Raw genomic sequence first — 13363 nt, 5'->3', positions numbered from 1 at the left:
TCAGCGAAACAGATAATAACCTTAATAAATGCAGCCGTATGTGATCGGTTTCTAAGAATTTTCTATCCGGGAAAAATAATCGAAATGAATCACTTACCGTGCGGGTTACGCGTGGTTTCCCCGGAGAAATTACGCATCAGCAGTGCGTAATTCAGCTCGAGATCCTGCGGAACCGGGAGCCACACGGTATAGCCATCGCCAGGCGCGACCGGCATCGCTTCACCTTTGGCGTTTTCCATGTGCTCAAGGGTAAAGTTGATATTGCCCTGTGGCGTCATCAGTTCCAGGCTGTCGCCAACGGAGAATTTATTTTTCACCGCTACGGCTGCCAGAGAGCCTTTACGCTCACCGGTAAACTCTCCAACAAACTGCTGGCGGTCAGAAACGGAATAACCGTATTCGTAGTTCTGGTAATCGTCGTGAGTATGACGACGCAGGAAACCTTCGGTGTAACCACGATGCGCCAGGCCTTCCAGTGTTTCCAGCAGGCTGGTGTCGAACGGTTTGCCCGCAGCGGCGTCATCGATAGCTTTACGATAAACCTGCGCGGTACGTGCACAATAGTAGAAAGATTTAGTGCGGCCTTCGATTTTCAGCGAATGCACGCCCATTTTGGTCAGGCGTTCAACGTGGGCGATGGCGCGCAGATCTTTCGAGTTCATGATGTAAGTGCCGTGCTCATCTTCAAACGCTGTCATATACTCGCCCGGGCGCTGGGCTTCTTCGATCATAAACACTTTGTCGGTTGGCGCACCGATACCCAGCGTCGGCTCGACGTTTTGCACCGGAATCGGCTCGTATTTGTGTACGATGTTGCCAACGTCATCTTCTTTCCCTTCCTGCACGTTGTACTCCCAACGGCAGGCGTTGGTGCAGGTGCCCTGGTTTGGATCGCGTTTGTTGATGTAGCCAGAGAGCAGGCAGCGGCCGGAGTAGGCCATGCACAGCGCGCCGTGAACGAAGATTTCAAGCTCCATATCCGGAACCTGATTGCGGATCTCTTCAATCTCTTCCAGCGACAGCTCGCGGGAGAGGATCACGCGGGTCAACCCCATTTGCTGCCAGAATTTCACCGTCGCCCAGTTTACGGCGTTGGCCTGCACGGAAAGGTGGATCGGCATTTCAGGGAAGTGTTCACGCACCAGCATAATCAGCCCCGGATCGGACATAATCAGTGCGTCCGGCCCCATTTCCACCACCGGTTTCAGATCACGGATAAAGGTTTTTAGCTTGGCATTGTGTGGCGCAATGTTGACCACGACATAAAACTTTTTCCCCAGCGCGTGGGCTTCATTGATGCCGAGCTGGAGATTTTCGTGGTTAAATTCGTTGTTGCGCACACGCAGGGAGTAACGCGGTTGCCCCGCATAAACAGCATCTGCGCCATAAGCGAAAGCGTAACGCATATTTTTCAGCGTTCCCGCCGGGGAAAGGAGTTCCGGTTTAAACATAATTCTCTCGTTCTGATGACAGGTCAGATCCGCTTCACCTGATGAAGCGGTTAGGGGAGTGTCCCCACTTTAAGGGCGGGCATTGTAGCGCAATCGGTGGGGTTGGCTCCAGTGCAAATGTCTGGTCGCGTCCTGGTTTTGGTAAGGATACGAATAACGATAATTTCTTCGGCACTTGCAGGAAATAAATAACGTGGCGTTCAAAAAGAAGAACAAAAATTCTTTCACCTGATATGAAACTTATCCTCCCATTATTTTAATGGCGCGGATTGATCCTTAGCATCAATAAGTAAGTGTTTATTAGAAATAAAGCCGGGCGCGTTATCCGCGCCCGGCATAACAATTAAGTCTTATCTTTCACAGTCTGGCTTACGCCATTGTTTTTTACTGAGGCAATTCCGATTTCGCGTGATTGAGCGGTGGCGTACATTTGACTGGAGCCGATTATCTGATGATTAGCGGCTTTCAGATTGAAATAAAATTTGCCGTTGCTCGCTGTTTTTTTCTCATAGCGTTCATCCTGCGGGCTGTTGCTTTGCACAGAGGCAATGCCCTTTTCCGCAGCGGCTTTTGAGGTATACAGTTCGCTGGTGAGAATAGTCTCACCGTTACCCGCTTTTAACACAAACCGGAACTGATTATCACTGCTCTTATTGAGTTCAAACCAACCAGCCATAATGACTCCTTGATTGAAATTGCGTATTGAAAACAGTATGTAACGATTTAAGTATGGGTGATATTCATAAGGTTGCCAATCAGGGGAATACCCCCCTAAAGGAGCTGTCTCTTGATCAGATCTCCTGATCAAGAGACAGCTCCTTTCAGAGAGGGGCATGACGGATTAATAAACAAGGAATTCAGCCCTCGCGAGGGCAAAGATACGTTAAACAATGCGGCAGGCGTCGGCTTCCCAGCGATAACCGACACCGTAAACGGCGCGGATAAATGACTGCTCTTCGTCCAGTGCTTCCATCTTGCGGCGCAGGTTTTTAATGTGGCTATCGATGGTACGGTCGGTCACTACGCGGTAGTCGTCATAAAGATGATTGAGTAACTGCTCGCGGGAGAACACTTTTCCCGGTTCATGGGAGAGTGTTTTCAGCAGGCGAAATTCCGCAGGGGTCAGATCAAGCATTTTGCCGCGCCACGAAGCCTGAAAACGACCTTCGTCGATAATTAACGGGCTTTCTGCATCCTGCTGTTGCAACTCACGCTGCGGTTTGCAACGACGCAATATAGTTTTGACGCGCGCTACCACTTCCCGCGGGCTATACGGTTTACAGATGTAATCATCAGCACCGATTTCCAGCCCCAGCAGGCGGTCGATCTCTTCGATTTTCGCTGTCACCATAACAATGGGAATATCAGAAAAACGACGAATCTCCCGACACAGTGTCAGACCATCGGTGCCTGGTAGCATCAGATCTAACAGGATCAGATCCGGTGGCGTCTGGCGTACATACGGCAGTACCTGATCGCCGTGGCTAATCAACGTCGGCGCATAGCTTGCGGCACGCAGATAATCAATGAGCAACTGCCCCAGTTTGGGTTCATCTTCCACGATCAAAATACGCGGCGTGTTTTCGTCGATAGGTAACTCGGTCATACTTCTCTCTGTAAATCCCGTTCCAGCGGTAACTCTACTGTAATGCTAACCCCGCCAAAAGGCGAATGGGCGGCAACAATGCGACCATTATGTGCTTCAACAATGTTCAGGCAAATTGCCAACCCCAGCCCGGAGCCGCCGCTGGCACGGTTGCGGGAACCTTCCGTGCGATAAAAACGCTCAAACAATTTTTGTAACTGATCGTCGCTGACTCCCGGTGCGCTGTCGGCAAAGGTCAGATGCACCATTTTGTCGTGCTGTTCGGCGGAAATATGCAGGCCACCGCCACTGTCGGTGTAGCGCAGGCTGTTTTCCAGTAAGTTATTAAACAACTGCATTAAACGATCGCGATCGCCAAATACGGTAATGCTGTCCGGCAAGGAGAATTGCAGAGTCAACCCACGACTGGCGAAACGTTCGCGAAATGCGCCGCCCGCGACTTCAAGTAGTGGAACGAGATCCACCGTTGCTTTCTGGTAGGCGAGAGCGCCTTCATCAGACATCGACAACTGATGGAGATCGTCGACCAGTTTAGTCAACGTTCCGACCTCCGCCTGTAAAGAAGCCACTGTCTCTGGCGTGAATTTACGTACACCATCCTGGATGGCTTCCAGTTCGCCGCGCAGTACCGCTAAAGGCGTGCGCAGTTCGTGAGAAATGTCGGCCATAAAATCGCGGCGCATCTGCTGGTTTTTCTCCAGCGTACTGGCGAGCTGGTTGAAGTCCTGTGCCAGTTTGCCCAGTTCGTCTTCGCTGGTGGGCGTCACGCGAGTGGTGAAATCACCTGCTGCCAGTTTGTGCGTGCCGTCAACTAACCGTTTTACCGGTGCCAGCAAGCCGCGTGCCAGTGGGAACGTCGCCAGCGCTGCCAGTAAAGTAGATAAAGCCACAATCAGCCAACTGGTTTGCCGTTGTTGCTTATCAAAATTGATATCGGTATTGCGGGTCAGCCGCTCGACAGGGGAGGCGATCACCGCGCCGACTTCCAGACCATTGACCAGAATAGGCCGCCGTGTGCCGTCCGGTGGAATAGGTGAGCGAGGGCCAACCAGCACTTTGTTATTTTGATCGACCACCCAGAATTGGGTGCGCCAGCCGTGCGGCGGCATACCGGGGCCGGGCTTATCGTCGTTGCTATCATGTTCAAGTGAACGCAGGATCTGAAACACAAAACGATCGTTGTTACGCAGGAAGCGCCAGTTGCCATGCTGGGCGTACTGCTCGCCAAGTGCGTCGCCAAGCATTTGCAGCCGTTGCTCATTGCCATGCTTAATGTAATCGATAAAGCCGCGCTCAAAACTGATACGCACCGCCCAGTGCATCGTGATCAGCAAGACGATGCAGGTGGCGAAGATCGCCAGAAACAGTTTGCCGGTAATGCCGGGCCGCCAGAACTTCATTCAGTGCTCCTTTTGCGCCGCGAAATAGCCACATTTTGATGTGTATCGTTCGGAACTCTGGCAAAGATGAACGCCGGAAGGGCGATAAGAAACGCCATGCTTAGCCAGGTGTACATAAAGACGGTTTGTGTGGCACCGCTGTCGACGCTGACATGCTGCGAACCAAAAAGCCCAAGCAACAGCCCGGCGATGGTCACGCCGATACTCATCGACAATTGCATAATCATCGACAGCAGGCTGTTGCCACTGCTTGCCAGTTTGTCCGGCAGATCTTTCAGTGTCAGCGTGTTCATGGAGGAAAAACGCGTTGAGTTGACCATCCCTTGTAAAAACAGAACGAATGGTAAAACGTAGTACCAGCCAAGCAGCGCGGTGGCCATAAACAGCAGTGTGACCAGCGACAGGCCCAGCGTAGTCGCCACCAGTACCCGACGATAACCAAAGCGGTTCACTACCTGCACGACTATCCGCTTCATCCCCATGCTGCCGAGCACCATTGGGATCATCATCAATCCGGCATGAAAGGGTGAGAAGCCGAGACCAATCTGCAAGAAAACCGGCGTCATAAAGGGCAACATACCGCTGCCGATACGTCCGGCGAAGCTCCCCGCCAGGCCCAACGAAAAGGTACGGGTGCGGAACAGTTTCAGGCTGAACAGGGCGCGGGCGTTATTTCTGGCATGTATGAGATAAAGCATAAGCGCCACCACGCCAACAGCAACCAGGCCAGCAATCGCCAGCGGCGATAAGCCCGTACCTTTACTGCCATCCAGCGCCAGCGTTAATACCGCCATGCCAACCGCCAGCAACAGAAAGCCGGAGAGATCAAAGCGCCGCGTCTGCATGGTGTAGTTCGGCATTAACATTAGTGTGGCGATCGCGCCGATAATTCCAACCGGAATGTTGATCAAAAAGATCCAGTGCCATGACGCGTACTCCACCAGCAGGCCGCCCAGCGCCGGGCCAAGCAGTGGGCCAACCTGGCCAGGCAGCGTCACAAAGGTCATCGCCGCCATATATTGCTCGCGCGGAACAATTTTCATCACCGTCAACCTGCCAACCGGCACCATCATCGCACCGCCCACGCCCTGCAATGCGCGCGCCAGCAACAGTTCATTAAGGGTGCCGGAAAGCGCGCAAAACAGTGAACCAAGGGTAAACAGGACAATAGCGGTAAAGAAAATATTGCGCACGCCGACTTTGTCCGCCAGCCAGCCGCTGGCAGGCAGCATCACCGCCACGGTCAGCACATAAGAGACAATGACCATGTGCATATGCAGCGGGCTTTCCCCCAGGCTTTGCGCCATTGAGGGAAGGGCAGTGTTAACGATGGTGGTGTCCAGCGACTGCATAAAGAAGCCGAAAGCCACAATCCACAATTGCCAGCGGGTGCTGTCGGGAAGATCTGTCATTTACTCGGTTACCGTTTCTTTAGATTTTCGCGAAAAACGCAGTCGCAGACGGTCGAAAAAGAGATACACCACCGGCGTGGTATACAGCGTCAGGAGCTGACTCATCACCAGGCCGCCGACAATGGTGATCCCCAATGGTTGCCGCAGTTCCGAGCCATCGCCGCCCGACAATACCAGCGGCAGCGCGCCAAACAGCGCCGCCAGGGTCGTCATCATTATCGGGCGAAAACGCAGCAGGCAGGCCTGGAAAATGGCCTCCTGCGGCGTCAGATTAGCGTGGCGTTGGGCTTCAAGCGCAAAATCGACCATCATGATGGCGTTTTTCTTCACGATGCCGATTAATAGCATAATCCCTATCAGGGCGACCAGGCTGAACGGAGCATTAAACAGCTCCAGCGCCAGTAGCGCTCCAACGCCAGCCGAGGGCAGGGTGGAGAGAATGGTCAGCGGATGCACGTAACTCTCGTACAACATCCCCAGCACGATATACACCGTGGCGATGGCCGCGATAATCAGGATCACCTGCGAATTCATCGTCTCCTGGAACACCTGCGCCGTTCCGGCAAAACTGCCGCGCACCGTGGAAGGTACGCCAAGCTGCGTCATTGCGCGGTCGATTGCCGCACTGGCGTCCGAGAGTGATTTCCCGGTCGGCAGGTTGAACGAGATGGTTGAGGCTGCGGACAGTCCCTGATGATTCACTGACAGCGGCGCATTCGCCGGTTGCCATTTAGCGAAATATGACAGCGGGATCGCTTTGCCTTCGTTATTAATGACGAACATTTTTTCCAGCGCGCTGATGTCCTGGGTATAGCGCGGATCAACTTCCATCACCACTTTATACTGGTTCATTGGCTGGTAAATGGTCGAGATTTGCCGCTGACCGAAGGCGTTATTCAGCAGGCTGTTAGCGGCCTGCACGTCGATTCCCAATCGCGCCATCGTGTCGCGGTCGTAAACCAGGTTCATCTCCGCGCCGTTGTCTTGCTGGTCAGAGTTAACGTCCGCCAGTTCCGGCAACGTCGCCAGTTTTTTGCGGATTTTCGGCTCCCATTCGCGCAGTGCTGCCAGATCGTCAGACAATAACGTGTACTGGTAGCTGGCGTTCGACTGACGTCCGCCAACGCGAATATCCTGTACCGCCATCAGGAACAGATTCGCCCCTGGCTCTTTCGCCAGCTTCACGCGCAGACGGTCGATAATTTGCTGGGCGGTTTCGCTGCGTTCATCGCGCGGTTTCAGCGTGATAAACATCATTCCGCTGTTAACTCGCGAGCCACCGGTAAAGCCAGTGACATTATCCACCGCCGGGTCATCACGGATAATTTTCATGAAGTCCTGCAACTTACCGCGCATCGCCTGAAACGAAATACTCTGATCGGCCTGTATCCCGCCCATCAGTACGCCGGTGTCCTGCTCCGGGAAGAAAGTTTTCGGGATCGAGATATACAGCCAGATATTCAGCGCAATGGTGCCAAGCAGCACTACGCCTACCAGACGGGTGTGATTGAGAACCCATTTCAGCGACTTGCCGTAGCCTTGTTGCAGCGCAACCAGCATCCGGCCAAAACCGCGTAACCGTGTTTGCTCACGCGGCTTGCTGGCTTTCAGCATCCAGCCGCACATCATCGGCGTCAGCGTCAGGGAAACCAGCAGTGAAATACCTATCGCCACCGAAAGCGTCACGGCAAACTCGCGTAACAAGCGCCCCGGCAAGCCGCCCATCAACAACAGCGGCAGGAACACAGCTACCAGTGACAGGCTCATCGACAGAACTGTAAAACCGACTTCGCGGGTGCCTTGCAGTGCGGCCTGTAGCGGTTTCATTCCCGCTTCCAGATGACGGGCAATGTTTTCCAGCACCACGATGGCGTCATCGACTACAAAGCCAGTAGCGATGGTGAGTGCCATCAGCGACAGGTTATTGAGACTGAAACCGCAAAGATACATCGCTGCAAAGGTGCCAATCAGCGAAACCGGCACTGCAACTGCAGGAATGATCGTCGCCCGACCTGAACGCAGGAACAAAAAGACCACTAAAATCACCAGCGCCACCGAAATAATCAGCGTCTGCTCGACTTCTTCCAGCGAGGCGCGAATGGTGGGGGAGCGATCCTGAGCTATTTGCAGATCAATCGCCGCCGGGATTGTCTCCTGTAACTCCGGTAATTTCGCCCGGATGCTGTCTACCGTCTGGATGATATTGGCTTCCGGCAGTTTGCGGATCATCAACAAAATAGCCGGTTTGGCGTTGGTCATCCCGGCGTTGCGCACATCCTGTACTGAGTCGGTTACCGTTGCCACATCACCCAGACGAACCGCGCCGCCGTTGTTGTAATGAATAATCAACGGCTGGTATTCGGCGGCAGTTTTCAGCTCATCGTTGGTCTGGATCTGCCAGCGGTGAGTGTCATCTTCCAGCGCCCCCTGCGGTTTACGCACGTTGGCATTGCTGATGGCGGTGCGCACATCGTCCAGCGACACGCCCTGATTAAACAGCGCCTGTGGATTCAGCCCGACGCGCACCGCAGGCAGCGAGCTGCCGCCGACATCGACATCACCGACGCCGTCGATTTGTGCAATTGTCGGAGCCAGTTGCGTCGAGGCAAAATCGTACAGTTCCCCCTGCGAATAAGTATCGGACGTCAGCGTCAGGATCATAATTGGTGCATCCGACGGGTTCGCTTTGCGATAAGTCGGACGGCTTGGCATCCCACTGGGCAGCAGACTTTGGGCGGCGTTGATCGCCGCCTGTACATCGCGCGCCGCGCCGTTGATATCCCGGTCAAAATCAAACTGCAAAATGATACGCGTGCTGCCGAGCGAACTGCTGGAGGTCATTTCACTGACCCCGGCAATGCGCCCAAGCGAGCGTTCCAGCGGTGTGGCAACGGAAGACGCCATCGTCTCTGGCGACGCACCGGGCAGCGAGGCGCTGACCATAATTACCGGAAAATCGACCTGCGGCAGCGGGGCGACCGGCAGCATACGGAAGCCCAGTATGCCGCAAAGGGTAATGGCAACCGACAGTAAAATCGTCGCCACCGGGCGGTAAATGAAGAGGGCAAAAAACTTCACTTACGCCTCCTCTTCATGGCGGGCAAAGCGGCTTTTGGTCCACAATGCCAGGCGGTCGAACAGCAGATAAATCACCGGCGTGGTGAACAGCGTCAGCACCTGACTGACAACCAGACCGCCGACCATGCCGATACCTAACGGACGACGCAGTTCCGCGCCGACTCCGGTACTCAACATCAGCGGCAATGCACCGAGCAGCGCTGCCAGCGTGGTCATCAGGATCGGACGAAAACGCAGCAGGCAGGCCTGGTAGATGGCATCTCGCGGCGACATGCCTTGCTCGCGCTCAGCGGCCAGCGCGAAGTCGATCATCATGATGGCGTTTTTCTTCACAATACCGATCAGCAAAATAATGCCGATAATGGCGATCACATCCAGCTCACTACCGGCAATCAGCAACGCCAGCAATGCGCCGACACCTGCCGTTGGCAACGTCGAGAGAATAGTGATCGGGTGAATAAAGCTTTCGTACAGAATACCGAGCACGATATACATCGCCACCACTGCCGCGACAATCAGCCAGACAGTGCTACCCAATGCCGACTGGAAGGCGAGGGTACTACCCTGGAATTGCGTGGTGATATCCACTGGCAGATTTAGCGTCTTCTCGGTATCCATAATCGCCTGCACCGCATCGCCCAGTGAATAGTTATCCGGCACGTTAAAGGAGATGGTCGTTACCGGGAACTGATCCAGATGGTTGATGGAGAGCGGCGCAAAACGCTGCTCAATTTTAGCTATCGAGCTGAGTGGCACTACGCCGCCGTCGCTGCTGGTCAGGCGAATGGTATCCAGCGCCGCCAGCCCTGGTGTGTTTTCAGTGTTGTGCTCCAGCACCACGCGATACTGGTTGGCCTGAGTATAAATCGTCGAAATTAGCCGCTGACCAAAGGCGTTGTACAGGGCGTTATCAACATCCGCCATGCTGATCCCCAGACGGCTGGCGCTGTCGCGATCAACGTTAACATACGCCACCAGTCCTTTGTCCTGCCAGTCGCTGGAGACATCAGAAAGCTGCGGCAGTTGCTGGAGTTTTTCCATTAGCTGCGGCACCCAGGTACTGAGCGCATCCAGAGACGTGGCCTGCAATGTAAACTGGTACTGCGTGCGGCTGACCTGAGTATCGATGGTCAGATCCTGCGTTGGCTGCAGGAAGAGATCGACGCCCGGCACTTTATCTACCGCCGTTTGCAAACGGGCGATAACTTTTTGTACCCGATCATCACGCTCATCCAGCGGTTTCAGATTGATCTGCAAACGCGCACTGTTCAGCGACGGGTTAGTGCCATCAACGCCCACAAATGAGGTCAGGCTTTGCACTGCCGGGTCCTGCAAAATCACCTCCGCGACCTGGCGTTGCCGCTGGGCCATATTGGCAAAGGAGCTGGATTGCGGTGCCTGCAAGGTGCCCTGAATAATGCCGTTGTCCTGCACCGGGAAGAAGCCTTTTGGAATAAACACCCACAGCAGCACGCTAAGCAGCAGCGTACTGAGCGCCACGCTTAAGGTCAGCCACGGATGATTCAGCACCTTCGTAAGTCCGCGACCATAGGCGGCGATTATCCGCTCGAACATTTTTTCCGAGGCGCGGGAGAAGCGGTTCTGTTTACGCAGCGACTCCTGGCTAAGCATCCGCGCGCACATCATCGGCGTCAGGGTCAGCGACACGACGGCTGAGATCAAAATCGCTACTGCCAGAGTAATGGCAAATTCGCGGAACAGTCGCCCGACGATATCGCCCATAAACAGCAATGGGATCAGCACTGCAATCAGCGAGAAGGTCAGCGAGATAATGGTAAAGCCGATTTCGCCTGCACCCTTGAGCGCCGCTGCCAGCGGTTTTTCACCTTTTTCGATATAGCGCGAAATGTTTTCGATCACCACGATGGCATCATCGACCACAAACCCGGTGGCGATGGTTAACGCCATCAGGGTCAGGTTATTGATCGAGAAATCGAGAAATACCATGACCGCGAAGGTGCCGATTAACGACAGCGGCACCGCGACGCCAGGAATGATGGTTGCCGGAATATTTCGTAGAAACAGGTAGATAATCATCACCACCAGCGCGATAGCCATCATCAGCTCAAACTGGGTATCGTCGACCGATGCGCGGATATTGGTGGTGCGGTCAGAAAGCACCGTCACTTTTACCGATTTCGGCAGACTCTCAGTGAGCTGCGGCAGCATCTGACGAATGCTGTCAGCGGTGGAGATAATGTTAGCGCCAGGCTGGCGCTGAACATTCATGACGATGGCTTGTTCTTTATTCGCCCACGCACCAAGCCAGGTGTTTTCCGCCCCTTGTTCTACGGTAGCGACATCGCCAAGACGAATCGGCGCGCCGTTCTGGTACGCGATAATTAACTGACGGTACTCTTCCGCAGACTGCATTTGATCGTTTGCGGAAAGCGTGACTGCGCGGGAGGGGCCGTCGAGGCTACCTTTAGCCGAGTTAACGTTCGCGCCGGTAATAGCTGTGCGTACAGTTTCGCTGGTCAGGCCGAGGGCGGCAATCGCCTGAGCGTTAAGTTTGACGCGAACGGCCGGACGCTGACCGCCGGAAAGCGTTACCAGCCCGACGCCGGAAATCTGCGAGATTTTCTGCGCCACGCGGGTTTCTACCATATCTTCCACCTGCGTCATCGGCATGGCGGTTGAGGTAACGGCAAGCGTCATGATCGGCGGATCTGCCGGATTCACTTTGCTGTAAACCGGTGGGTTAGGCAGATCGCCTGGTAACAGGTTAGTGGCGGCGTTAATTGCGGCCTGCACTTCCTGCTCGGCAACGTCCAGCGGTAATGTTAGCTGGAACTGTAAAGTGATGACCGACGCGCCGCCGGAACTTTGCGACGACATCTGTTTCAGTCCGGACATTTGCCCGAACTGGCGTTCAAGTGGCGCGGTAACGGCAGAGGTCATCACATCCGGGCTGGCACCGGGGTAAAGCGTAACCACCTGAATCGTCGGATAATCCACTTCCGGCAACGCCGAAACGGGCAGGGTACGGTAGCCAATAATCCCGGCGAGTAAGATCGCTACCATCAGCAGCGTGGTGGCGACAGGACGCATAATAAACAGGCGCGACGGGCCGCCTGTGCTGCTCGGAGGTAACACCTGCATCAGGAGCGCGCTCCTTTTTTCGCATATTCGCGGCTGGTGGCTTTCTCTTCTGGTGTGCTTGTGCCTTGCGCTTCAACCACTTCCACTTTCGCCCCTTCGGTCAGGCGGTCAATGCCGTCCGTCACTACCCGATCGCCTGCGGAAATACCTGCGCGGATCACCACTTTCTGGCTGTCCTGAATGCCCGGTGTCACCAGATGCTTGCTGACTTTGTTTTCGCTATTCAGCACCCAGACAAAGTGGCCTTCGTTACCCATTTGCAGTGCAGCGGTTGGGATCACCACGGCGTTTTGTTCAGTGTCCACTAACATGCGGGCGTTAACAAACTGGTTGGGGAACAGCGCATCATCCTGATTATTAAAGCGTGCTTTTACTTTGATGGTGCCAGTGGTGGCGTCGATTTGGTTATCGAGACTTAACAGCGTACCTTCACTTAATTTCTTCGAGTTGGTGCGATCCCAGGCTTCAACAACCAGCGGTTTTCCGGATTTTTGTGCCTGCACAACGGTGGCGATATCGCTTTCCGGTAGAGTAAATACCAGATCGATAGGATGTGTCTGGGTGATCACCACAATGCCAGTGGTATCGCCGCTGGAGATTTGGTTACCGACATCAACCTGTTTCAGGCCAACCCGACCATCGACTGGTGCGGTAATGCGACTCCAGTCGAGTTGCAGTTGTGCGCTGGCAACGCTGGCTTCATCCGCCTTAATGGTGCCTTCGGTTTCACTGACCAGTGCCTGTTGGGCATCCAGTTCCTGACGGGAAACGAGGTTGGTTTTTGCCAGTTGTTGATAACGCGCCAAATCACGGCGGGCATTGGCAAGTGTGGCTTTATCTTTTGCCAGTTGTCCTTGTGCCTGGGCCAGTGCAACTTTGAACTGGCTGGGATCAATCTCAGCCAGTAAATCCCCCGCTTTTACCTGCTGACCTTCCTGAAAATGCAACGCCATCAACTGGCCGTCAACGCGACTGCGCACTGTGACGGTGTTTGCAGCGGTAATGGTGCCAAGCCCGGTGAGATAACGCGGAACTGCCTGTTCAACGGCAGTTGCTGCCTGCACGGGAGCCAGCGGTCCGGAGCGCATACCACGACGGCCACCGGCTGGCGGCTGCTGCGCTTGCTTCGTCGCACCTGGCGCTGCGCTCTGGGATTCATTGCGGCCTTGCCAGAACCAGAATGCGGCGATGGCGGCGATAACCACCACGATTACGATTACCCAACGGGATTTATAACTGCCTTTCATCGTTAAGAGTTTCTCTTCCTGAAACGTTTCGCGGAATGATACTAGT

General features: G+C 54.5%; 8 protein-coding genes. All 8 read right to left on the bottom strand.

Annotated features, from left to right (window positions below):
* Nucleotides 1-89 precede the first annotated feature (89 nt).
* A complete protein-coding gene (gene trhP / locus BEA93_RS19300; RefSeq protein WP_000476033.1) occupies nucleotides 90-1451 on the bottom strand; it encodes a prephenate-dependent tRNA uridine(34) hydroxylase TrhP in 1362 nt (453 codons plus the stop codon).
* Nucleotides 1452-1794: 343 nt separating this feature from the next.
* Nucleotides 1795-2127 (bottom strand): YegP family protein, encoded by a 333-nt coding sequence (locus tag BEA93_RS19295; protein WP_001516646.1) that lies wholly within the window; start codon nucleotides 2125-2127, stop codon nucleotides 1795-1797.
* A gap of 207 nt (nucleotides 2128-2334) precedes the next feature.
* Complete coding sequence (baeR, locus tag BEA93_RS19290) at nucleotides 2335-3057, bottom strand: two-component system response regulator BaeR (RefSeq protein WP_105224972.1); 723 nt, start codon at nucleotides 3055-3057, stop codon at nucleotides 2335-2337.
* Complete coding sequence (gene baeS, locus BEA93_RS19285) at nucleotides 3054-4457, bottom strand: two-component system sensor histidine kinase BaeS (protein WP_000675181.1); 1404 nt, start codon at nucleotides 4455-4457, stop codon at nucleotides 3054-3056. The genes baeR and baeS overlap by 4 nt, the downstream gene beginning before the upstream one ends.
* The gene (locus tag BEA93_RS19280; protein WP_000130868.1) at nucleotides 4454-5869 is read right to left on the bottom strand and encodes an MFS transporter; all 1416 of its coding nucleotides are present in this window, start codon (nucleotides 5867-5869) and stop codon (nucleotides 4454-4456) included. Before BEA93_RS19280 ends, baeS begins: the two co-directional genes overlap by 4 nt.
* Nucleotides 5870-8947, bottom strand: coding sequence for a multidrug efflux RND transporter permease subunit MdtC (gene mdtC, locus BEA93_RS19275; protein ID WP_000667491.1), 3078 nt, complete (start codon nucleotides 8945-8947; stop codon nucleotides 5870-5872).
* Nucleotides 8948-12070, bottom strand: a complete 3123-nt coding sequence (mdtB, locus tag BEA93_RS19270) for a multidrug efflux RND transporter permease subunit MdtB (protein WP_001516645.1) — start codon at nucleotides 12068-12070, stop codon at nucleotides 8948-8950.
* Complete coding sequence (mdtA, locus tag BEA93_RS19265) at nucleotides 12070-13317, bottom strand: multidrug efflux RND transporter subunit MdtA (protein WP_000679018.1); 1248 nt, start codon at nucleotides 13315-13317, stop codon at nucleotides 12070-12072. The genes mdtB and mdtA overlap by 1 nt, the downstream gene beginning before the upstream one ends.
* Nucleotides 13318-13363: the final 46 nt, after the last annotated feature.

Origin of the sequence: Escherichia sp. MOD1-EC5950 (assembly GCF_002965345.1) — a bacterium.
GTDB classification, from domain to species: domain Bacteria; phylum Pseudomonadota; class Gammaproteobacteria; order Enterobacterales; family Enterobacteriaceae; genus Escherichia; species Escherichia marmotae.
Note: the sequence above shows the minus strand (reverse complement) of the source record. Positions and strands in the feature narration are given on the sequence as shown.

Coding starts and splice junctions, on each gene's coding strand:
- trhP (WP_000476033.1), bottom strand. CDS start 1,451: ATGTTTAAACCGGAACTCCTTTCCCCGGCGGGAACGCTGAAAAATATG.
- BEA93_RS19295 (WP_001516646.1), bottom strand. CDS start 2,127: ATGGCTGGTTGGTTTGAACTCAATAAGAGCAGTGATAATCAGTTCCGG.
- baeR (WP_105224972.1), bottom strand. CDS start 3,057: ATGACCGAGTTACCTATCGACGAAAACACGCCGCGTATTTTGATCGTG.
- baeS (WP_000675181.1), bottom strand. CDS start 4,457: ATGAAGTTCTGGCGGCCCGGCATTACCGGCAAACTGTTTCTGGCGATC.
- BEA93_RS19280 (WP_000130868.1), bottom strand. CDS start 5,869: ATGACAGATCTTCCCGACAGCACCCGCTGGCAATTGTGGATTGTGGCT.
- mdtB (WP_001516645.1), bottom strand. CDS start 12,070: ATGCAGGTGTTACCTCCGAGCAGCACAGGCGGCCCGTCGCGCCTGTTT.
- mdtA (WP_000679018.1), bottom strand. CDS start 13,317: ATGAAAGGCAGTTATAAATCCCGTTGGGTAATCGTAATCGTGGTGGTT.